This window comes from Ruminococcus sp. N15.MGS-57 (assembly GCF_000980385.1).
GTDB lineage: Bacteria > Bacillota > Clostridia > Oscillospirales > Ruminococcaceae > Hominimerdicola > Hominimerdicola aceti.
This window is the reverse complement of the sequence record NZ_LARF01000008.1, coordinates 1-21064: the sequence shown is the minus strand read 5'-3', so window position 1 is coordinate 21064 and position 21064 is coordinate 1. Positions and strand designations below refer to the sequence as shown.

Genomic DNA, 21064 nt, shown 5'->3' with positions numbered 1-21064 from the left:
CCGCCCGTTCAACATCTTATCTTCCGAAGCAATCCTCGCAAAGCTCACGAAGATCCTTTGCCGCCTTTTCAATATCAGGCTGAGAAACCACCGCAGAAACTACCGCAACGCCGTCAATACCCATGCCCTTAAAGTTCGGCACAGTTTTTTGATTAACTCCGCCTATTATTACGATAGGGATATCCACAGCGGCTCTTATTTCTACAAGTTGTTCCTTTGTGACAGCTCTTGCGTCTGTCTTTGTGTTGGTGGCATACATTGCACCAACGCCAAGGTAGTCTGCACCGTCTGCCTGTGCTTTTTTAGCTTCTTCAAGAGTTGCCGCAGAAATACCTATTATCTTGTCCTCACCGAGGATTTTTCTTGCAACTGCACATGGCATATCGCTCTGTCCCAGATGAACGCCTGCACAATCAACAGCCTGTGCAATATCAAGTCTGTCGTTGATGATAAGCGGCACATTGTATTTGTCCGTTATCTTTTTTACTCTGACTGCAAGCTCATAGAACTCTCTTGAAGTGCAGTCCTTTTCTCTTAGCTGGATAACTGTACATCCGCCTCTTACGCCCTCCTCTACCGACTGCTCGATAGTTTCGCAGGACATAAGTCCACGGTCAGTGCAGAGATAAAGCGTGTAGTCAATTTTCGATTTGTCCATTTTTTTACCCTCTTATCTTTTATCATAAAATAACTTCCATACCTGTCTTGTATGGCTTCAGCCCTGCTTTTTCGTAAAATTTTCTTGCCGACGGATTACACTCCCACACGTTGAGAGTAACATTATAACAGCCCTGCTCCTTAGCGAATTTCTTCACCGCCTCGTAAAGTACCGAGCCGATATGCTGACCTCTGCAATTTTCATCAACGCACAGATCGTCGATATACAAAGTCTTTATATCCGTGAGAACATTGTCGCCCTTATGCTCCTGAAACACACAAAAAGCGTAGCCCTTCATCACATCATTTTCATCAACTGCGGCAAATATAGGCTTGGTTTTATCCTTGAGCATATCTTTAAGCTCGTTATCAGTATACTTTTTCGCACCCTCTTTAAAAAGGTCAGGTCTGCCCTGCTGATGAACTCTCTCTACCTGATAGAGCAAGCTGTTCATTTGCGGTATATCCTTTTCACAAGCAAATCTTACGGTCATTTTTCATTCTCCTTTGTATGAAAAAGTATAATATGCAATGCAAACGGACGAACGCTGTTCGCCCCTGCAAGCAACATCACCACATAAAATTTAGTGGCATCACATTGATATGATACCACTAGATTTGAAATATTGCAATACTAAACTTCTTCTATCTTAGCCTTAGCCGCAAATACCTGACTATTCATTTTGCTGATTGCGTCAATGATAGAAATATGGAAGCTTCCTGAGCCTATCTCTCCAGCATTTTCATATGCGAACTCGCCTGCTATGCCCATGCTTGCAATGCCTGTTACAGCGGCGGTATACATATCGTCGCAAGCACCTGCGAATGAGCCTACAAGTCCTGTTGTCATACAGCCTGTGCCTGTTACCTTTGAAAGATATGGGTGACCGTTTGATATCCTTGCGACTCTTTTTCCGTCTGTTATAGTATCCACCGCACCTGTGATAGCTGCAACGCAGTTATACTTTGCGGCTGTTTTTTTCGCAACGGAAACAGGGTCGTTTTTCTCGTCAGCTTCCGAGGTGTCAACACCCTTTGTGGAAACTTCTAGTCCTGCAAGATATGACATTTCAGAAAGATTTCCTCTGAGTATGCTTATTTCCACATTTTCAAGTATACGCTTTGCAGTTTCATTTCTGAAATTTGATGCGCCTGCTCCAACCGGGTCAAAAACCACAGGAACGCCAAGCTCGTTGGCTTTCTTTCCGGCGGCTACCATTGACTCGACCGTTCTTGCATTGAGAGTACCCATGTTTATAACGAGAGCCTTTGAGATAGAAGTTATATCTGCTGCTTCTGCAATATCGTCTGCCATGATAGGTGAAGCGCCAATGGCGAGAATGCAGTTTGCAACGTCATTTACAGTAACATAATTTGTGATACAATGCACCAAAGGGCATATATCTCTTACCTTGTCTGCTGCTTTCGCACAGCTTTCAATTATAGAGCCCATTATGCTCTTACCTCCTTTGAGAAGCCAAGAAAATTATCAAATACTTTTGCCTTTTTAAGAGCTGTAACGATAACGATAGCAAGAACTGTACCGCCTGCACAGCTTACAAAGAAAGGCAGGATATAAACTGTTATTGCTGCGGCTGGTGCGCCAACGAGAAATCTTGCAACAGGGTATGCAAGAAGTCCACCGAGGACTGATGTGCCGAAAAGCTCGCCAACATAAGCGGCAGGGAGCTTCTTTATGTACTTATAGAGCATACCTGCAACGAATGCGCCAACCATTGAGCCTGGGAACGCAAGGAGAGAGCCAAGTCCCAGAAGATTTCTGAGAAGTGCGGCTGTGAAGCCAACGCCCACTGCCCATGCAGGTCCAAGGAAAACTGCACCGATTATGTTTACAAGGTGCTGAACAGGTGCGCACTTTGAAGCGCCGATAGGGAACGAAACAAGCGAGCCTACCACTGCAAGGGCTACCAATACTGCTGCGAATACCAATTTGTGAATGTTTGTCTTTTTCATTTTTATTCCTCCATATCGTATCGCACCGCCGAACGAAAAAGAGCAAGTTATCCAGCGGCGCACAGACCGTGGCTATGCTATCCGCTCACGATCTGACGTAAATTATTTTCGGTCGGTGCTCCATTGCACCCTCTCACCCCGAAACACGGGTTCCCTCGCTGAATACTTTTTATGAAAAAGTTCGCAAGACGCTCCTCTTGCACATTACATTCTTTTTATATCTGCTCTCATGTAATTGTCCGATTTTTCGTACAATTGTCGAGCTGACATTCAATTTTTATATCATGCGGGCGAACGCTGTTCGCCCCTACATCGAGTTTTCTACTTCTCTGAGCAGAATTTCACTTCTTTGCCCTCGAGTATCATGTTTGTTGTTCTAACGGCACACATCTTGCCGCACATGGAGCAGGTATGTCTGTCGGCAGGTGGGGTCTGCTCAAAGAATCTTCTTGCCTTTTCACCGTCAAGTGCTATCTCGAACATTTCGTCCCAATCCATTTTGTGACGTGCCGCTGCCATTTTATCGTCGATATCTCTTGCACCCTTTACGCCCTTTGCGATATCTGCAGCATGGGCTGCTATCTTGCTGGCGATTATGCCCTCCTTAACGTCGTCAACGTCAGGAAGTCTGAGATGCTCGGCAGGGGTAACATAGCAGAGGAAGTCTGCACCGCTTGCTGCGGCGATAGCTCCGCCGATAGCTGATGTGATATGGTCATAGCCAGGGGCGATATCTGTTACCAGAGGTCCAAGGACATAGAAAGGTGCACCGTGGCATATCTTCTTTTCCATTATCATATTTGCGGCGATCTCGTTCATTGCCATATGACCCGGACCCTCTACCATTACCTGAACGTCCTTTTCCCACGCTCTCTTTGTGAGGTTGCCAAGCTCGACAAGCTCGGAGATCTGAGCAGCGTCGGAAGCGTCTGCAAGACATCCCGGACGGAGTGCGTCGCCAAGTGAGATAGTAACGTCATACTCTCTGAGTATTTCAAGCACCTCGTCATAATACTCAAAGAATGGGTTCTCGTTGCCTGTCATCATCATCCATGCGAAGAGCAGTGAACCGCCACGGGAAACGATATTCATTTTTCTTCCCTCACGTCTGAAAGCTTCGATTGCACGTCTGTTGATACCTGCGTGGATAGTCATAAAGTCAACGCCCTCTTCTGCATGGGCTTTTACTACCTTAAGAAAGTCCTGAGCGGATATCTCAAGGAGGTCTTTATCGAGGTAGCCGATAGCGTCATACATAGGAACAGTGCCTATCATGGCAGGCGACTTTGCTACTAGCTCTTTTCTGAAAGTATTGGTCTTACCGTAGTTTGACAGATCCATGATAGCTTCAGCGCCGAACTTGATAGCCATATCCACTTTCTGCATCTCAATGTCATAATTCTTAGCGTCACCTGAGATACCGAGATTTACGTTTATCTTAGTTTTAAGACCTTTACCGATACCCTCGGCAGAGAGAGCAGTATGGTTCACATTAGCAGGGATCGCCACCTGACCTGCTGCAACAAGAGCCATAAGCTCGTTTACGTCCATATTTTCTTTCTTAGCCACTGTTTCCATTTCAGGGGTAACGATACCCTTTTTAGCGGCTTCCATTTGAGTTTTATAATTTCTCATAGAACAGTTCCTTTCAAATCGTAATAGTCATAAAAGTGATTAACGGGGCTATGTCCTTTGCCCACTGTGAATGATTTTTCTATTGCCTCGGTGATATAGTTTTTCGCCTTTGTTACAGCGGAGAGCATATCCATACCGTGGGCAAGGTTTGCAGTTATGGCAGATGACAAAGTACAGCCAGTGCCATGGGTATTAGGCGAATCAACACGCTTGCAGGCAAGCTTATGAACGCCCTCTGGGGTACAGAGATAATCCACAGCGTCGCCAGTGAGATGACCGCCTTTGACGAGGACGTTTTTTACGCCCATATCCATTATTATCCTTGCGGCTTTTTCCATATGGTTTTCATTCTTTATCTCCAAGCCTGAGATAGCTTCGGCTTCGGGGATATTCGGTGTAAGGAGCGTAACTATAGGAAAGAGCTTTTCCCTCATGGTGGAAACAGTTCCGCCCTCAGAGAGAGCGTCGCCGCTTGTAGCGACCATGACGGGATCGCAGACGATAATACTTGGTTTATACTCATTAAGCTTATCCGCAACTGCTGAAATAATTTCGGCAGTTGGGAGCATACCGAGTTTTACGGCATCGACGTGGATATCCTCAAACACAGCGTCTATCTGTTTTTGTATCTCCTCAACGGGTACGTTGAAAACAGACAGCACACGGGTAGTATTTTCAGCGACGACAGAGGTAATAACGCTCATGCCGAAAGTTTCATTAGCGCTGAAGGCTTTAAGGTCGGCTTGTATACCTGCGCCACCGGAGCAATCCGAGCCTGCCACTGACAAACATTTTAACATACTTTATTCCTTTCTTATGGAAAAGGGGAAACAAAAAACCTCCTGACCATGCAGGAGGTAAATTTACACAAAACTTGCTTCCTACACTGGTCTTGACCAACAGGTTCAAAGGGTCAGGTTTTACCTTCTCAACCCAGCTTTTTGCCTGGGTCCCCCTGCAAACTTTATTCGATTTTTCGCAGTTTTTCTGCTTTTTTATTATAACACTGGTCAGCGAGATTGTCAAGGAAAAATTGTGCAGATATCGCAAGTATTATCGAGCAAACAAAATCGGGCTGTCGAGGGCGCCAGCCCCTACATTTACATTTGAAAATTTGCCGATACAGTTATTCGACAGTTTGTTATGCCGCAAGATTGCTTTGCTTTACAGTATTCTCCTGATAGTGTTTATCTTTCCGCAATACTTGATATTTGCAAGAGGCTGTATTCTGATCCCATAATATGTACTCATGGCATGGACTATTTTCCCACCGCCTATATACATTGCTACATGGCCATAGTTATTACAGATTATCAGGTCGCCTGCTTCTATATTCTTCAAAGACACTGCTTTTCCCATTTTCGCCTGCGAATATACGCTGTTATACATATTCACACCGGCTTTTCTATAGGCTTGCATTGTCAATCCACAGCAGTCCGTTGCCTTATACTTTGTTCCGCCCCAGACATATCTTCCGCCGTTCATGCTTGCGGCATAATCAACGGCTGTTTTTATTCTTGCTTTTCTCTCAGGTGTACGCCTCACACCTTTTCCTACCTTGACGTACTTACCCTTATGATCACCTTCATTGATAAGGACATAATCTGCTCCGCCGATATTCTTGCTCTGACCTGCCACACGCTTATTTTTATCGGTAGTGAGAGTACCCGACACAGCCACAGAGGCTTTTGTATTTGAGGATTTCTTGAACTTACCGTTTTTAAAGCTATAAAGCTGAACGTTTTTATCTATATGATAGTATGTTTTTGCTGCCGTCTTTACGTTGAGGACCGATGACTCTGACTTGGCACTGCCGTTTACCGCTTTGACGGTGACTTTATATTTTGTGGAAGCTTTAAGATAAAGCTTGCCGTCATCGGTTATATTTATATAGTTATCCTTTTTAAGTGCCTGCCATGTATATTTTCTTACATAGCGTCCGTTTACATAGACCTCAAATGTAGTCTTTGATGAAAAGGTGGCGAGATTTTTTACTCCTGCTTCTATTTTGTTTGAATACGCTTGTCTTTTTATCAAAACAGGTTTTGTCATCGAGTCAGCGGCAGAAGCTGTTATAACATTCACATAAGTCTTAGTGGATTCCTGCGGTGCAAATGCCACAAAGCTTATCATTATAACTGATGAAATTATCACTGCTGTTATTTTTCTTATTATGTTGATAACGGATCAGTCCTTTCCAGTTTTTGTATTTATGTACTTATACGATTTCATTTATATTATTATACGCCATAAATTATTACAATCTGTAATAATTAAGTTTCTATTTTGTAAACCTTTATGATAGTATTATACATTTTTGCTTATTATTAGTATGTTAATCTCCTATTTTAATGCAGTTACTGGTGCTTTCTTGCATTATCATGAACGGTATATCATTCTTTATTAATATTATATAAACATAATTTATGACAATCTTACAAATATAAGAAATACATCATCTTATGGTTTGGTCGATTTAATCAAGCGAATTCTATAAATTGGTATTAGTCTTTTGCGTCATTTGCGAAAACGTTTGCTACCATAAAATTACAGTGTTCTCATAGATTGAGAACGATATGTGAAAACTAAAATTATTTTGCGTAAATTAATTGTGAAAAGTGACAAAAAAGCCGTTCACAATCAGTGAAAAAGTTCTGAAAATTAATTTTTTATAAATAAAATATTGCGAATACCATTGACAAACATAGTATACTGTAGTATAATTTCATTAGAAAATACAGAAAACGTTTAAGTTCAGTTACGAGGTATATATTTATAGTGGGTATAATGGAGGTCACGCTGATGAAAAGCATTAATTTTATGGGCGACAATGGTTTCAAAAAAGCACTTGAGAGCGTTGGTGTAACTGCAAGCAGCAGTATCAGCAGCGAGAAGATCTCGGGCTGTTTTAAATATGTTACGGCTGACGATATGTGTATTATCACTGGATACTGCGGTGACAGCCATATCGAAGTGCTGGAGCTTCCTTTTGAGCTTCGCGGCAAAAAGGTCATAGCTGTTGCAGGCGGTGCTTTCGCACATCTTTACGACCTTAAATGTGCTGTTATCTCAAAGGACGTTGTTATCATCGGAAGAAAGGCATTTTACAAATGCTGTTCACTGGTGAATGTGACTATACCTGAGAGCGTAAGGTTTATTGGTGAGATGGCATTCTGCGGTTGTGAATCTCTGAGATTTGCGACTATACCTGATGGTGTTGAAATGATACTGCCTTTCACATTCTACAATTGCGACAGTTTGGAGAGAGCTGACCTGCCTGAGAGCGTAAGAGAGATCGGTGAGTCTGCATTCGGTTTCTGCTCTTCAATGAAAGAAATTTATCTTAATGAAAATATAGTTTCCATAGGAAACGGAGCTTTCCAGAACTGCATTTCTCTGAGAGAGCTTGAGATACCGTCAACAATGATCGAGATCGCAGAGAATGCTTTCACATTCTGCTCAGGTCTGGAAGCGATCTCTATACCATTTGGGATCGAGGTTGTTGGCGACTACGCATTCTTCGGCTGCTCTGCTCTGAAAAAGGTTGAGTTCGCAGGATCTGTAAGAAAGATAGGCGAGTGTGCATTTGCACTTTGTGAGAAGCTCGAGAGCGTTTATCTTCCTGATTCCGTTAGCAGGATAGGCAAGAGAGCGTTTGCTCAGAATACTGTAGTTAAGACGGTGAGAATATCAGGCAAGATCGCTTATGTTGGAAGCGAGGCTTTCCGTGGCTGTAATGCTTTGAGAGAAGTTGTTATCCCATCATCTGTAAAGAAGCTTGGCGCAAAGGCTTTCGTGGATTGCTCTGAGTTACGAAGCGTTGTTATTCAGCATGGTGCCGATGGCATTGCGGAGGACGCTTTTGAGAGAGGTGCCGCCTTGATTACTGCTGACGCTGTTCCTGCACTTGATGACGAAACATTCAGGATAGCCGAGGCTGTTTACAACAAAAATTTCGCTTTATAAAATATATAACCTCTGGATCGGGGCGGCAGCTTTTAAGTTGCCGTCCTTTTTCTGTCTATTTGCAGGTGGGATATATTTCAAGTCGGTAGGATATAGGTCATTGTCGTAGGTACATAAAAAACGAGCGACCAAAGGTCGCCCTACGATATGTAAACAAAAAAAAAATACGCTCTGCATAATGCAGAACGTATTCAGTGGGGTGGGTAGTGAGATTCGAACTCACGGTCTTCAGTGCCACAAACTGACGCGTTAGGCCAGCTACGCTATACCCACCATACATATTAGAAGAAAATACTCGCAGCAGATTTTCATCTGGAACGAGTTTAATGGTACGCCATACTGGATTCGAACCAGTGACCTACCGCTTAGAAGGCGGTTGCTCTATCCAACTGAGCTAATGACGCATACTGTACTCATTGATATCTCAAACTCGGATAAAAGTTTAAGATATATTGGAGCGGGTGATGGGAATCGAACCCACATGACCAGCTTGGAAGGCTGGAGTTCTACCACTGAACTACACCCGCATACTGCCTGACCAGGCGTTTTTGGTGGTCTTTCAAGCTTACCGCTCAATCAACGATATTTATTATACCACTACAAGAGCCTTTTGTCAAGCACTTTTTTATATTTTTTTCATCTAAACTCAACTTTGTGCAATTTTACTTATTTGTTCTTCTTATGTTGTTTCATTTTATTCACTATAACATCTTTGAACAAAAAGCCAACGATACCTGCTACTAGAGCTACTCCAAGCACCACAAGTACAACTGTGAAGTTGCCGCTTTTTACATTGCTCCCCAAAATCGTGGAGAGCATTATTGCTGGAAGTCTGCATGGCATGACATAATAGAAAAAATCCTTCTTGCTTATGGGAGTCAGGGGGACGATATATGAGATAACGTCCTTGGGTATTCCCGGTATGAGATAGAGGATTATAAGGATAACGGTTATCTTTTTCTCATTTTGCAGGAATTTGAATTTTTTTAGCTGTTTCTCGTCAACAAAGGCTTCCACTATCGGTCTGCCAAATTTTTTCACAAGCACGAATATTGCCATTGTGCCAAGGAGCGTACCTAAGAATGATAGCAATCCACCCCAGAACCAGCCGAACAGCACTCCACCCACCACTTGTATAGGCGGTATGACCGCTATGACCACTTGAAGAGCTTGTATGAAAGTAAAGATAAGCACTCCCACAATGCCACTGTAGTTATCAAGCTTACGCTCCAAGGCTGCAATGCCTGCCTTGCTGTGAAGCGCTTTTATAAGAGGTATACACGCCACTGTAGCCATTGCTATGACCGCTATTATTGCAACAAGGCTTATTATCTGTATTTTTTTCTTGTGCCTTGCAGTTTGTATTTTCGCCTCGTTTAATATTTCTTTCTCTTGTTCTTCGTTCATAAAAACGTCACCGTCATTTTCTTCTGAGTATTTTTTTCCTAAACCAATTTATGTACATATCTGTCAACTGTGTGAGGGCATAGTCATAGATAAAGAAAAACAGGTTTGCCGCCGCCCACAGAACAAGCACGGCATACTTGCCAAACATCTCCATGCCCTCGAGCATATCCACCGAAGTAAAGATATACTGAAAAGCCAAAAAGAATATGACTATCGCCACATTGAACACTGCAAGCTTTATTGCCCACACCAACAGGCGGTTTTTCTTTTGGTCGAGATAATATTTAAGTATTGGATAATACCCCATGAACAATATGAAAAGCAGGGTCGCTTCATAATTTGGGGTGACAAAGATGCTCAGCAGGCTCACTGCGCAATAGGTGGCTATCGCCCAGTTTTTATCCACCTCCACTATCATCACAACCATCATGAAGCCGGCAAAGGTAGGGATAGTATAATCGAGCATGGGCAAAAAGCTGCTTGAAAACATCAAAAGCAGGCAGACAGCAGAGCATATGCCGCCAAGTGCCACTCGAAAAGCTATTTTATTTCTCATGGGTCTTTAGCAGCACGGTATAAGGTCGCCGCCCATCATTTCACAGCAGCAGTCTGCACAGCAAAGGGAGGAACAGCAGTCAGGTCCGCTCATGCCACCTGCTTGGTAGCCCTGAGTTGGGTTGCCGCTCATATAGCCGCTTCGCTGTCTGTTCATCTGGGCTAACACGCTTTGGTACTCCATGTTATTTGGGTCGAGCTGAACGGCTCTTGTGAAGTTGTTATAAGCCTCATTGAGCCAGCCTCTGCGGTGGCAGATAGTGCCTTTAAGGAAATACCACTCGGCATTTCTTTCCGAGGAGGACACATTATCAAGTATCTGATCTGCCTGAGTATAGCTTCCGCTTTGGATAAGGCTTCTGATATAGCCTGAGTCAAAGCCCTGCGAAGAGGCATAGCCGTCATAGCCGCTTTCCGCGGACTGGTATCCTCCCCCACGTCTTGAAGTCATGATCTGATCGTAGGCGGCATTTATCTCGGACATTTTCTCCTCAGCTACGTCAGCTAGGGGGTTATCCTGATACTGGTCGGGGTGATATTTTTTCACAAGCTCTTTATAAGCTGATTTTATTTCAGCGTCTGAAGCTGTTGGGGATACGCCTAAAATTTTATAAGGGTCTTTGGAGATCATTGATCGTTATTTCCTTTCCTGTTATTGCGGAATTTTCCGCTTCTTATTTGAGTATAGACATTTTTAAGTCCAAGATACACGATATTATCAAGTATATCACGATATCTTTTAAGATCGAGCTTCACATAGATATCTGCCATTTCGCCCAGGGTGAAGTTTATGCTGTCATCACAAAAGGCGTGAACTTTTTTGAGATAGTCCGCATTTATGCCCTCGGTGGGTGGAAATTTTGCAAGGAGCGGATTGTAGCTTTCACTCTCGTGGTCATCGGGCAGGTCGTCAAGAGCATCGCAGATATAGATAAATCTGCCGAGGAGGTAGCCGAATCGTTCAAGGAGCGGTCGGCGTTCGTCCTGCCTGGTGCAAAGATTTCCTGCAACGGCTTGCATCATAAGTGCGGTAGGCTCGCAGGCAAGGTCTATGCCTGCTGTTTTTTCACGCTCTATTTTATTTTGCAATTCCATTGCGTTTTCAACGGCAGGGGCAAGATCCGGATAAAGGCGAGCCGCTTTCTTATAGGGCTTTTTGAAAAAAGGCAGAAGTGCAAATGCGGCAAGCTTGCCTTTTAGCCCTTTATCGGCTATATCGTCACGAAGCTTATGATATGTGAGTATCACGGCGGCTGAGGACGTATATTTAAGATTGCAGGTACACTTTGCGCACATGGTCTTTTTAAGAGGGTGTGCGATACAGCGTTGCTTTTCTGCGTCAAGCTTCACTCCCCTCACAGAGAGATCCATAAGGGAGAGAAATGCGAAATCGTAGCTAAGGGTAAAGCGTGTCACAAAGCCATAGCGCCTGCCCATATCCTTGCAAAGTCCGCAATAGACAGCTTTATAGATATCATATTCAAACATTCGCATATATGGTTTGAAAGGGCGGACATATCCGAACATAGGCACTCCTTAGATTTTCGTTACTATACATTATAAAACACGATTGTGTATATCCCGTGAAATATATAACATTATACAACAATTTTAAGATAAAAGTCAATAATTTTTATGATAAAAATAAGGGTGGGGTAATGGAGGGATCGAAAAGACAGACGGGATAAAAAATAGTGCAAAATACAAAAGGGCGACCAAAGGCCGCCCCTACATCAGTTTTTTTATAAACAAACGCTGGGATCAGGTCACAGCAAACTGTGAGTTATAGAGATCAGCATAGAAGCCGTTCTTTGCCATAAGCTCATCATGACTTCCCTGCTCTACTATGTGTCCCGAATCCATTACTATGATAGTATCTGCGTTCTTGATAGTAGAAAGTCTATGGGCGATTATAAAGCTCGTTCTGCCCTGCATCATTTTCTCAAAGGCACGCTGTACCAATATCTCCGTACGGGTATCTATAGACGATGTAGCTTCGTCCAGAATGAGCATTGGCGGCAGCGAGAGCATTACTCGTGCGATACAGAGAAGCTGTTTCTGTCCTGCGGAGATAGTGCTGTAGCTGTCTGAAATAACGGTATCATAGCCCTTTGGCAAACGCTTTATAAAGCCGTGACAATGGGCTGACTTGGCGGCGGCTATCATTTCTTCCTCGGTGGCGTCAGGTTTGCCATAGCAGAGGTTCTCTCTTATGGTGCCTGTTTTCAGCCAAGTTTCCTGCAAGACCATGCCGTACATACTTCTCATGGAGTCACGGGTACAATCCTTTATAGGCTCGCCGCTTATGCGTATCTCGCCGCTGTCGGTATCATAGAACCTCATAAGGAGGTTTATCATGGTGGTCTTGCCGCAGCCTGTTGGTCCTACGATAGCTGTACGCTGACCGCTCTTTACATGGAGGTTAAAATTCTCGATAAGCTTCACATCAGGCACATAGCTAAATGACACGTTGTCAACGTCCAATGTGCCGTCAACGGAGGTAAGGACAGTAGCGTTAGAGCTGTCAGGTATCTCCTCTGTTTCGTCTATGACCTCAAAGACACGCTTTGCAGAAGCGAATGCACTTTGAAGCTCGGTGATAACGCCTGATATTTCATTGAAAGGCTTTGTATACTGGTTCGCATAGGTGAGGAAACAGCTAAGGTTACCAACTGTGAAGCCCACGCCTTTTATTACAGAGAGTGCGCCCACGATACCGACAGCCATGTAGACGAGGTTGTTTACAAAACGTGTGCATGGGTTGGTGAGTGAGGAGAAGAATGTGGCGTTAAGTCCAACTTTCTGGAGTTTCAGGTTCACTTCTTCAAACTGCTCCTCAGCTTCTTCCTGATAGCCGAATGCTGTTACTACCTTCTGATTGCCTGTCATTTCCTCAACAAGGCTGGTCATATCGCCTCTTGCAACTGATTGCTGGTGGAAAAGCTTGAATGTGTTCTTGGCAATAAATCTTGCGACAAATAGGGAAAGCGGAGTGAGGATAACCACGATAAGAGTTATTTTCACGTTGATAGAGAGCATGAAGCCAAGTGTACCAAAAATTGTACATACGCCTGTGAAAAGCTGTGAAAAGCCCATGAGAAGTCCGTCTGACACCTGCTCCAAGTCGGAGATTATACGGCTGATTATATCACCGTGAGGGTGGGAGTCGATATAAGAAAGGGGTAGCTTTTGGAGCTTTGCGAAAGCATCGTTTCGGATATCTCTTACCACGCAATAGGTTATCTTATTTGTACAAAGTGACATAAGCCACTGGGCAATGCCTGTTACGGTGACTATTACGCCAAGCTTGATGATGATATTGATAATTCCGTCAAAATCTACAAGTCCCTTGGCTATGATAAGGTCAACAGCGTTGCCGACGAGGATAGGAGCATAAAGTGTGGTGGCAACGGTTATGACCGCAAAGACCATGGACAGTATGAACAGCCACATATGCGGTTTTGCGTATCTTAGAAGCGGTCTGAGAGCTGAGGTATCAAGCTTGTTTTTTGTGCTTTGCTTAGCCATTTGCCTGCGCCTCCTTTTCTGAAAGCTGTGAAAGGCATATTTCTTTATATACCTCGCAGCCGTTATAAAGCTCTGAATGAGTGCCGATACCTGCTATTTTGCCATCGTCAAGAACGATTATCTTATCGGCACTTTTTATAGATGAGATTCTCTGTGAAACTATGAAAACGGTCATGCCGCTTGTTTTTTCGTGGATAGCTTTTCTTAGTCTTGCATCTGTGGCAAGGTCGAGGGCAGAGGCAGAGTCATCGAGAATGAGTATCTCAGGATCACCAACCAATGCTCTTGCAATGGTAAGTCTTTGACGCTGACCGCCTGAGAGGTTTTTGCCCTCCTGCAAGATCATTTCGTCAAGCTTATCAGGCTTTTTCTCTACAAAGTCTTTTGCCTGAGCGATATCAAGAGCGTTCCAGATATCCTCGTCCGTGGCGTTTTTATCACGCCACTGCATATTGTGTCTTATTGTTCCTTTGAAAAGTACAGCTTTCTGAGGAACAATGCCTATCATGCCTCTGAGCTGTGAGAATGGGTACTCTTTTACGTCAACGCCGTCAACGAGGACTTCGCCCTGACGGACGTCATAAAATCTTGGTATAAGGTTGATAAGAGAGGTTTTACCCGAGCCTGTACCACCGATTATACCGATAGTTTCGCCTTTCATGGCTTTGAAGCTTATACCCGAAAGGGAGTCGGCTTCTGCTGATGCGTACGAGAAGAAACAGTTCCTAAACTCTACGCATGGGGCATTACCGTCAGTTGCGACAGGCTTATTATCCTTATCGGATACACTTGGCTCCACATCGAAAACGTCATTTATTCTGATAGCGGAAGCCTGCATTTTGGTGATATTTGTAACAAGTATCGCCATAGCAAGGAGTGCTAAGAGTATCTGGTTCATATAGTTTACAAGGGCTATCACTTCGCCCTGTGAGATAAAGCCTGTATAAACCGTTTTGCCGCCGAACCATATGATAGCCATTATTGCAAAGTTTACGATGACATATGTGGCAGGGTTCATAAGGGCGGAAATTCTTCCTGCGATAATCTGCTGGCGTCTAAGTTCTTCTGTATTATCAGCGAACTCTTTCTCCTCGTCTTTCTGACGGGAAAAGGCTCTGATAACTCTTGCGCCTGTGAGAGTTTCGCTTGTCATAAGGTTAGTTTTATCCAGCTTTTTCTGGATATTCTTATACTGCGGGATAGTGATGTGCATTATAAGGTAGATGACATAGGCAAGGCAAGGTGCGATTATCAGGAAGATAAGGGTAAGCTTCACTGAGATAGAGAATGCCATTATGATTGAGCCTAAAACGATAAAAGGCGAACGAAGAAACAGACGAAGGAGGATATTCACACCCTGCTGAGCGGTATTGATATCCGCTGTCATTCTTGTGACGAGGGTATGACTTCCAACGCTGTCTATTTCCGCATAGGACAGTGAATTGATATGCTTGAAAAGGTCACGTCGGAGGGCTGTTCCAAAGCCTAGGGACGCTTTTGCGGCGAAATACTGAGCAGTCAGCGCACAAGCCAGACCACAGAAGGCGAGGAGGACAAGCACGCCACCCATTTTATAGATATAGGGCTTATCTTGATTTTTTATACCCACGTCGATGATATTAGCCATAACGAGTGGCACTGCAAGCTCGAAGCAGGCTTCGATAAGCTTAAACAGCGGACCGATTATGCTTTCTTTTTTATAGTTTTTCAGATACCTAAAAAGCTTCAGCATTTTTCTTTCTCCCAACTAAATAAAATCATATAAATTTTATTATATCATATGTTTTTGTACATTTGTAGACGAATAAGTTAATTCTTTAAAAAAGCGGGGGATAATGCAGGGGTAAAAAGTTTGCCCGTCTTTATACATCGGCATAGTTTGTGATGATTCAAGCCTCGCACCTCCGAGCGGGACGCCGAGGGCGTCGTCCCCTACAATAATCATCGCCGCAGGCGATACCTTCATTCCTCATTCCTCACTCCTCACTTCTCATTCCTCACTCCTCATTCCTCACTCCTCACTTCTAACAAAAAGGGGGTTGACAAAAGGGTGAAAGTGTGCTATAGTCATATCAATAGGTTTAAATGCTATGACGGAAATAAGTAGCCTTTTGCGAAATTTCAGAGAGCTTTCGGTCGGTGCGAGAAAGCATTTCTACAAAGTGTGAATACATTCCTGAGCTGTTCGCTGAGAAAGCTTTTGCGTAAGGCGAAACGTTTTGCACACGTTACAGTGCTATGGCTTCGCTTTCTGCTGAGCCTGTAAGGTCGGGAGTTTCCCCGATAAACTGAGGTGGTACCACGATAATTCGTCCTCTGACAGATATTCTGTCAGGGGATTTTTTATTTATGTACCGCAAAAAAATAATACGGAGGTATGAAAAATGACAGTATTTGAAGAACTGAAAAGAAGAGGTCTTCTCGCTCAGCTTACTGATGAGGAGGAAATAAAGGAGCTTATCAACGCTGGTAAGGCAACTTTCTACATCGGCTTTGACCCGACCGCTGATTCACTCCACGTTGGTCACTTTATGGCGCTTTGCCTTATGAAGCGTTTGCAAATGGCAGGCAATAAGCCTATCGTTCTTATCGGAGGCGGTACGGCTATGATAGGCGACCCGTCAGGCAAAACAGATATGAGAAAAATGATGACAAAGGAAACTATCAACCACAATGTTGAATGTTTCAAAAAGCAGATGTCACACTTCATTGATTTTTCTGATGACAAGGCTATTATTGTAAACAATGGCGATTGGCTTCTCGACCTTAATTATGTTGATGTACTTCGTGACGTTGGTGCTTGCTTCTCTGTAAACAAGATGCTTACATTCGAGTGCTACAAGCAGAGAATGGAAAGAGGACTGACTTTCCTTGAGTTCAACTACATGATAATGCAGTCCTACGATTTCTACAGACTTTTCCAGGATTACGGCTGTAATATGCAGTTCGGCGGTGACGATCAGTGGGCTAATATGCTGGGCGGTACTGAGCTTATCAGAAAGAAGCTTGGCAAGGACGCTTACGCAATGACTATCACTCTCCTGCTCAACTCTGAGGGCAAGAAAATGGGCAAGACAGAAAAGGGTGCTGTATGGCTCGACCCTGAAAAGACTTCTCCATACGAGTTCTATCAGTATTGGAGAAACGTTGGCGACGCTGATGTTATCAAGTGCCTGAAGATGCTCACATTCGTTCCTATCGAGGAGATAGAGGAAATGGAGAAACACATGGAGGGTGCTGAATACAACAAGGCTAAGGAGCTTTTGGCTTACGAGCTGACAAAGCTTGTTCACGGCAAGGAGGAGGCTGACAAGGCTGACGCTGCGGCAAAGGCTATTTTTGCAGGCGGTGGAAACAGCGACGATATGCCTAGCACGACTATTGCGGCGGCTGATCTTACTGACGGCAAGATAGGTATTCTTACGCTTCTTGTTAAGTGCGGACTTTGCCCTTCAAATGGCGAGGCTAGACGTCTTGTTACACAGAACGGCATTGCGGTGAATGGTGAGAAGTTCACTGACCCTAAGGGTCTTGTTGATCTCTCTGAGCCTGTTGTTATCAAAAAGGGTAAGAAGATCTTCCACAAGGCTATTGCGGAATAATATAGTACAAAATAATTTCCACGGGTGGACAGAAGTTCACCCGTTTTTTTGTATATAAATATAAGGTATTTTGCAATATTCATAAACATTCACACAAAATACATATAAGGTTTAGCTATATTTAAAGTTATTCATATATACTTTTAATCAAAGGAAAGTTTACACGAAACATACGAAAAAATCACGAAAAGAGGCGTGGATATGAATGGCAATCAGGAAGTGTTCAGACGGATAGAGAAAAAATATATCGTTGATGAACCGACTTATGAAAAGCTTATAAAAAAGCTCGATGGGCATTTTGTCAAAGACAGATATTACAAAAGCACTATCTGCAACATATATTATGACACACCAAGTCATCAGCTTGTGAGAAACTCCATTGAAAAGCCTGTTTACAAGGAAAAGCTGAGAGTGAGGAGCTACGGCGTACCTAATGATGAAGACATGGTCTTTGTGGAGCTTAAAAAGAAATACAAGGGTGTGGTCTACAAGAGACGTATTGAAATGACCCTTGCACAGACCCGTGATTTCTTTGCAGGCAAAGATGTACCTCATGATAATCCACAGATAGAGAACGAGCTGAAATATTTTCTCAAATTCTATGAGGGCATTGCTCCTGCAATGTATCTTAGCTATGACAGGCTTGCTTACTGCGGTGCAGAAGACCCGTCCCTCAGGCTGACCTTTGACACGCACATTCTTTACCGTGAGGAGCAAAAGGAGCTTGACAATGGCATTTGGGGCAAAGAGCTTCTGCCTGCTGGCATGAGGGTAATGGAGATAAAGATACCGAACGCTATGCCACTTTGGTTATCGGCTATACTTGATGAACTGGAGATATATCCTGCGTCATTCTCAAAATACGGAACTGCGTATCTTAATGAATTTTCTGAAAAAATACATAAAGGTAAGGTGATAAGCTGTGCTTAATTCAACTACTCTTGCGGCTACTACTGTGACCACCACTGAAACGACCGTGGCGGCGATAACTACAAACGAATTTGTTTTCTGCACTGCGGCTTCGTTGGTGTTTGGTCTTATAATAGCGTTTGCATTCAACTTTAGGCAGAAAAAAACTAAGAGCTTTATGATGACGCTTGCTTTGCTGCCTGTGATAGTACAGGTAGTGATAATGCTTGTAAACGGAAACATCGGTACCGGTGTGGCTGTTATGAGTGCATTCAGCTTGGTAAGATTCCGTTCTGTACCGGGAAGTGCCATGGACATATGCGCTATATTCCTTTCAATGGCTGTCGGTCTTGCGACGGGCACGAACCACCTTGCGTTGGCTCTTATGCTTGCTGTGTGCGTGAGCCTGCTGAACATTATTTACACGCTTCTGCCTATTGGCAAAAAGAAGTCGGGTCACAAGGATCTTAGTATCACTATCCCTGAAAGCCTTGATTACACTGAGGTATTTGACGATATATTTGAAAAGTATCTTTCAGAATGTGAGCTTGTTTCGGTAAAGACCACAAATATGGGAAGTCTTTTCAAGCTGAAATACCGCATTGAGCTAAAGGGTGATGCTAACGAAAAGCAGCTTATTGACGAACTTAGATGCAGAAACGGCAACCTTGAGATAATGTGTGCAGTGGCAGCAGACATTGAGGAACAATCATTCTGACAAAATAACAAAAGTATCCATAAGCAAAACCGCACAAGGCTAAAGCGGTCTTGTGCGGTTTTTTTCAACCTTTTTTACCATACAAGGGGGTATTTTCATGAAAATTTCGGACACTAAAAAGCTGGCAGCTATCACGGCGGCGCTTTTTATCACGGTAACTGCTTTTTCAGGCTGTTCAGAGAGTGCAAATTCTTCACAGACCACAAGCAGTGTTTCTCAGGCGGCAAAGTCTGACATTGACGCAAGCATTGCGGCAGAGGATATTGACGTTGGATATGACGAGGAAAGCTCAGTAGGGATCAGATTTGCTGATGGCAGTGCGGCTATAGACGGTGAGGGTGCGACCTCAGAAGGGGAAACTGTTACCATTTCGCAGGCAGGCACTTACATTCTTTCAGGCACGGCGACCAACGGCAGGATAATCGTTTCAGCGGACAAGACGTCTGAAATAAAGCTTATTTTCAATGGAGTTGACATAACTTGTGCTGACAACGCTCCCCTGCTTGTGAGCAAAGCTAAAAAAGTTTATATCGTGCTGGAGGACGGCATAGAGAACGTTTTGACGGACAGTGCAAGCTACTCTTTAGGAGAAGATGACAGCAACACAGACGGTGCTATTTTCTCCAAAGCCGACCTTACTATAAACGGCAGCGGTACACTTACTGTGAATGCGAACTACAAGCACGGCATAGTTTCAAAGGACGATCTTGTTATCACTGACGGCAATATCAATGTGACCTCGGCTTCAACCGCTATGGAGGGCAAGGACAGCGTTAAGATATCTGGCGGAACATTCAACATTTCCGCAGGCACGAACGGCATAAAATCCACTAACGCAGAGGCTTCTGACAAAGGCTTTATAAGCGTGACAGGGGGAAGCTTCACAGTAGTCGCAAACAATGACGCATTCGAGGCGGAAACTGTGCTTTCTATCGAGAACGGAAGCTTTGACATCACCACAGGAGGTGGAAGTGCAAACGCTTCTATGAAGTCTGACGGTACACCAAACAGAAATTGGCAGAACAACATGAGCAACGGTGGTGGTGGTCCGAACGGAATGGGCAGACCTGACGATAACGGAAACGGTATGGGTGGAGATCCGCCTGCAATGCCTACGGCTGACGACACGGGACTGACTATCGAGACTACGGCCAACACTACTACAGACAGCGACAGCACAGATACAACGGACAGCACTTCAACATCTGCAAAGGCTTTAAAGGCAGGCAACGAGGTGAACATAAGCGGCGGCGAGTTCAAGATAGATTCGGCAGACGATTCAGTACACAGCAACGGAAACATTGTTATAACAGGGGGAAACATTTCTGTGGCGTCTGGTGACAACGGAATGCACGCTGACGGAAATCTGACCATATCCGACGGCACTGTAGACATCACAAAGAGCTACGAGGGCATCGAGGGATCTATCGTGACAATAGACGGTGGCACCATATCAGTGGTAGCAAGCGATGACGGAATAAACTGCGCAGGCGGAAGCGACACTAGATCAACAGACAGAATGGGTGCTGACCAATTCTCGTCACAGGACGGTGTTGAACTTAACATCAACGGAGGAACTGTAACCGTTGACGCTGACGGCGACGGACTTGACTCAAATGGCAACTTCACAATGGCAGGCGGTACAGTTTGCGTTTGCGGACCTACTAACGGTGGCAACGGTGCACTTGACTACAACGGCACTGCAACTGTAACAGGGGGAACGCTCATCGCCTGTGGTGCAGTTGGAATGGAAGAAGGCTTCGGTGACAACTCCACACAATACAGTGTTCTGCACGATCTTGGTTCGACAGTTTCAGCAAACGAAAAACTGACTATCACTGACAGTGACGACAAGGAGATCTTAAGCTTTACCCCAATAAAGACTTGGCAGAGCGTTGTATTCACAAGCACTGACCTGAAGGAAGGCGAAACCTACACCATTACGGCAGGGTCGCAGTCGGAATCCGTGACTATTGACGGCATTGTTACTTCTAATTCCACGGGAATGAGCTTTGGCAGAGGTCATGGCGGAGGACGTGGTTTCTGATATGAACGAAAAAAGGGGCTGTAAAAAAAGTCCCCAAGAAAAAAGGCTGCGATCTTGCCAAAAAGC

18 protein-coding genes, 3 tRNA genes, 1 riboswitch and 1 other annotated feature are annotated in these 21064 nt (G+C 44.1%); of the genes, 5 read left to right on the top strand and 16 right to left on the bottom strand.

Annotated features, from left to right (window positions below; genetic code table 11):
- Positions 1–16: 16 nt before the first annotated feature.
- From thiE to WS40_RS11310, 7 genes are all read right to left on the bottom strand, one after another.
- The gene (gene thiE, locus WS40_RS02685) at positions 17–658 is read right to left on the bottom strand and encodes a thiamine phosphate synthase (protein ID WP_046439972.1); all 642 of its coding nucleotides are present in this window, start codon (positions 656–658) and stop codon (positions 17–19) included.
- A gap of 22 nt (positions 659–680) precedes the next feature.
- A complete protein-coding gene (locus WS40_RS02680; protein WP_041337144.1) occupies positions 681–1151 on the bottom strand; it encodes a GNAT family N-acetyltransferase in 471 nt (156 codons plus the stop codon).
- A gap of 140 nt (positions 1152–1291) precedes the next feature.
- Positions 1292–2110, bottom strand: a complete 819-nt coding sequence (gene thiM / locus WS40_RS02675) for a hydroxyethylthiazole kinase (RefSeq protein WP_022287422.1) — start codon at positions 2108–2110, stop codon at positions 1292–1294.
- Positions 2110–2631, bottom strand: coding sequence for an energy coupling factor transporter S component ThiW (gene thiW, locus WS40_RS02670; protein ID WP_046439968.1), 522 nt, complete (start codon positions 2629–2631; stop codon positions 2110–2112). The genes thiM and thiW overlap by 1 nt, the downstream gene beginning before the upstream one ends.
- Before the next feature lie 321 nt (positions 2632–2952).
- Positions 2953–4266, bottom strand: a complete 1314-nt coding sequence (gene thiC / locus WS40_RS02665; RefSeq protein WP_046439966.1) for a phosphomethylpyrimidine synthase ThiC — start codon at positions 4264–4266, stop codon at positions 2953–2955.
- Complete coding sequence (thiD, locus tag WS40_RS02660; RefSeq protein WP_046439964.1) at positions 4263–5066, bottom strand: bifunctional hydroxymethylpyrimidine kinase/phosphomethylpyrimidine kinase; 804 nt, start codon at positions 5064–5066, stop codon at positions 4263–4265. The genes thiC and thiD overlap by 4 nt, the downstream gene beginning before the upstream one ends.
- 61 nt (positions 5067–5127) lie before the next feature.
- Positions 5128–5233, bottom strand: a riboswitch (TPP riboswitch).
- A 197-nt stretch (positions 5234–5430) separates the two neighbouring features.
- Positions 5431–6420 (bottom strand): C40 family peptidase, encoded by a 990-nt coding sequence (locus tag WS40_RS11310; RefSeq protein WP_325208376.1) that lies wholly within the window; start codon positions 6418–6420, stop codon positions 5431–5433.
- A gap of 648 nt (positions 6421–7068) precedes the next feature.
- Between WS40_RS11310 and WS40_RS02650 the strand changes: the two genes are divergently transcribed.
- A complete protein-coding gene (locus WS40_RS02650; RefSeq protein WP_046439962.1) occupies positions 7069–8232 on the top strand; it encodes a leucine-rich repeat domain-containing protein in 1164 nt (387 codons plus the stop codon).
- Between the two features lie 195 nt (positions 8233–8427).
- Here the strand turns inward: WS40_RS02650 and WS40_RS02645 are convergent.
- The 9 genes from WS40_RS02645 to WS40_RS02605 form a co-directional block, all read right to left on the bottom strand.
- Positions 8428–8505, bottom strand: a tRNA-His gene (locus WS40_RS02645).
- A gap of 54 nt (positions 8506–8559) precedes the next feature.
- Positions 8560–8636, bottom strand: a tRNA-Arg gene (locus tag WS40_RS02640).
- Between the two features lie 49 nt (positions 8637–8685).
- Positions 8686–8759 (bottom strand) — tRNA-Gly (locus tag WS40_RS02635).
- A 139-nt stretch (positions 8760–8898) separates the two neighbouring features.
- The gene (locus WS40_RS02630) at positions 8899–9639 is read right to left on the bottom strand and encodes a TVP38/TMEM64 family protein (RefSeq protein WP_046439960.1); all 741 of its coding nucleotides are present in this window, start codon (positions 9637–9639) and stop codon (positions 8899–8901) included.
- A 13-nt stretch (positions 9640–9652) separates the two neighbouring features.
- Positions 9653–10195, bottom strand: coding sequence for a hypothetical protein (locus tag WS40_RS02625; protein ID WP_046439958.1), 543 nt, complete (start codon positions 10193–10195; stop codon positions 9653–9655).
- Between the two features lie 6 nt (positions 10196–10201).
- The gene (locus tag WS40_RS02620; RefSeq protein WP_022287430.1) at positions 10202–10825 is read right to left on the bottom strand and encodes a J domain-containing protein; all 624 of its coding nucleotides are present in this window, start codon (positions 10823–10825) and stop codon (positions 10202–10204) included.
- The gene (locus tag WS40_RS02615) at positions 10822–11721 is read right to left on the bottom strand and encodes a DUF5685 family protein (RefSeq protein ID WP_046439956.1); all 900 of its coding nucleotides are present in this window, start codon (positions 11719–11721) and stop codon (positions 10822–10824) included. The genes WS40_RS02620 and WS40_RS02615 overlap by 4 nt, the downstream gene beginning before the upstream one ends.
- Before the next feature lie 234 nt (positions 11722–11955).
- The gene (locus tag WS40_RS02610) at positions 11956–13722 is read right to left on the bottom strand and encodes an ABC transporter ATP-binding protein (RefSeq protein ID WP_046439954.1); all 1767 of its coding nucleotides are present in this window, start codon (positions 13720–13722) and stop codon (positions 11956–11958) included.
- Entirely contained in the window at positions 13715–15454 is a 1740-nt protein-coding gene (locus tag WS40_RS02605; protein ID WP_046439952.1) for an ABC transporter ATP-binding protein, read from the bottom strand. The genes WS40_RS02610 and WS40_RS02605 overlap by 8 nt, the downstream gene beginning before the upstream one ends.
- A 349-nt stretch (positions 15455–15803) precedes the next feature.
- Positions 15804–16042 (top strand) — a binding site (T-box leader).
- A 64-nt stretch (positions 16043–16106) separates the two neighbouring features.
- On the opposite strand from WS40_RS02605, the gene tyrS reads away from it, so the two are divergent.
- The 4 genes from tyrS to WS40_RS02580 all read left to right on the top strand — a co-directional run bounded on the left by tyrS (position 16107) and on the right by WS40_RS02580 (position 20998).
- The gene (gene tyrS, locus WS40_RS02595; protein ID WP_022287434.1) at positions 16107–17324 is read left to right on the top strand and encodes a tyrosine--tRNA ligase; all 1218 of its coding nucleotides are present in this window, start codon (positions 16107–16109) and stop codon (positions 17322–17324) included.
- A gap of 201 nt (positions 17325–17525) precedes the next feature.
- On the top strand, positions 17526–18254 hold the full coding sequence (locus WS40_RS02590; RefSeq protein WP_046439948.1) for a polyphosphate polymerase domain-containing protein: 729 nt from the start codon (positions 17526–17528) through the stop codon (positions 18252–18254).
- Positions 18247–18951 carry a DUF4956 domain-containing protein gene (locus tag WS40_RS02585; RefSeq protein ID WP_325208375.1) on the top strand — a complete coding sequence of 235 codons (705 nt, stop codon included), beginning with the start codon at positions 18247–18249 and terminating at the stop codon, positions 18949–18951. The genes WS40_RS02590 and WS40_RS02585 overlap by 8 nt, the downstream gene beginning before the upstream one ends.
- 97 nt (positions 18952–19048) lie before the next feature.
- Positions 19049–20998, top strand: a complete 1950-nt coding sequence (locus WS40_RS02580) for a carbohydrate-binding domain-containing protein (protein WP_046439946.1) — start codon at positions 19049–19051, stop codon at positions 20996–20998.
- Positions 20999–21064: the final 66 nt, after the last annotated feature.

Bases quoted from the DNA above. Each gene is read 5' to 3' on its own strand.
- thiE (WP_046439972.1), bottom strand. From the start codon at position 658: ATGGACAAATCGAAAATTGACTACACGCTTTATCTCTGCACTGACCGT.
- WS40_RS02680 (WP_041337144.1), bottom strand. From the start codon at position 1,151: ATGACCGTAAGATTTGCTTGTGAAAAGGATATACCGCAAATGAACAGC.
- thiM (WP_022287422.1), bottom strand. From the start codon at position 2,110: ATGGGCTCTATAATTGAAAGCTGTGCGAAAGCAGCAGACAAGGTAAGA.
- thiW (WP_046439968.1), bottom strand. From the start codon at position 2,631: ATGAAAAAGACAAACATTCACAAATTGGTATTCGCAGCAGTATTGGTA.
- thiC (WP_046439966.1), bottom strand. From the start codon at position 4,266: ATGAGAAATTATAAAACTCAAATGGAAGCCGCTAAAAAGGGTATCGTT.
- thiD (WP_046439964.1), bottom strand. From the start codon at position 5,066: ATGTTAAAATGTTTGTCAGTGGCAGGCTCGGATTGCTCCGGTGGCGCA.
- WS40_RS02650 (WP_046439962.1), top strand. From the start codon at position 7,069: ATGAAAAGCATTAATTTTATGGGCGACAATGGTTTCAAAAAAGCACTT.
- WS40_RS02630 (WP_046439960.1), bottom strand. From the start codon at position 9,639: ATGAACGAAGAACAAGAGAAAGAAATATTAAACGAGGCGAAAATACAA.
- WS40_RS02625 (WP_046439958.1), bottom strand. From the start codon at position 10,195: ATGAGAAATAAAATAGCTTTTCGAGTGGCACTTGGCGGCATATGCTCT.
- WS40_RS02620 (WP_022287430.1), bottom strand. From the start codon at position 10,825: ATGATCTCCAAAGACCCTTATAAAATTTTAGGCGTATCCCCAACAGCT.
- WS40_RS02615 (WP_046439956.1), bottom strand. From the start codon at position 11,721: ATGTTCGGATATGTCCGCCCTTTCAAACCATATATGCGAATGTTTGAA.
- WS40_RS02610 (WP_046439954.1), bottom strand. From the start codon at position 13,722: ATGGCTAAGCAAAGCACAAAAAACAAGCTTGATACCTCAGCTCTCAGA.
- WS40_RS02605 (WP_046439952.1), bottom strand. From the start codon at position 15,454: ATGCTGAAGCTTTTTAGGTATCTGAAAAACTATAAAAAAGAAAGCATA.
- tyrS (WP_022287434.1), top strand. From the start codon at position 16,107: ATGACAGTATTTGAAGAACTGAAAAGAAGAGGTCTTCTCGCTCAGCTT.
- WS40_RS02590 (WP_046439948.1), top strand. From the start codon at position 17,526: ATGAATGGCAATCAGGAAGTGTTCAGACGGATAGAGAAAAAATATATC.
- WS40_RS02580 (WP_046439946.1), top strand. From the start codon at position 19,049: ATGAAAATTTCGGACACTAAAAAGCTGGCAGCTATCACGGCGGCGCTT.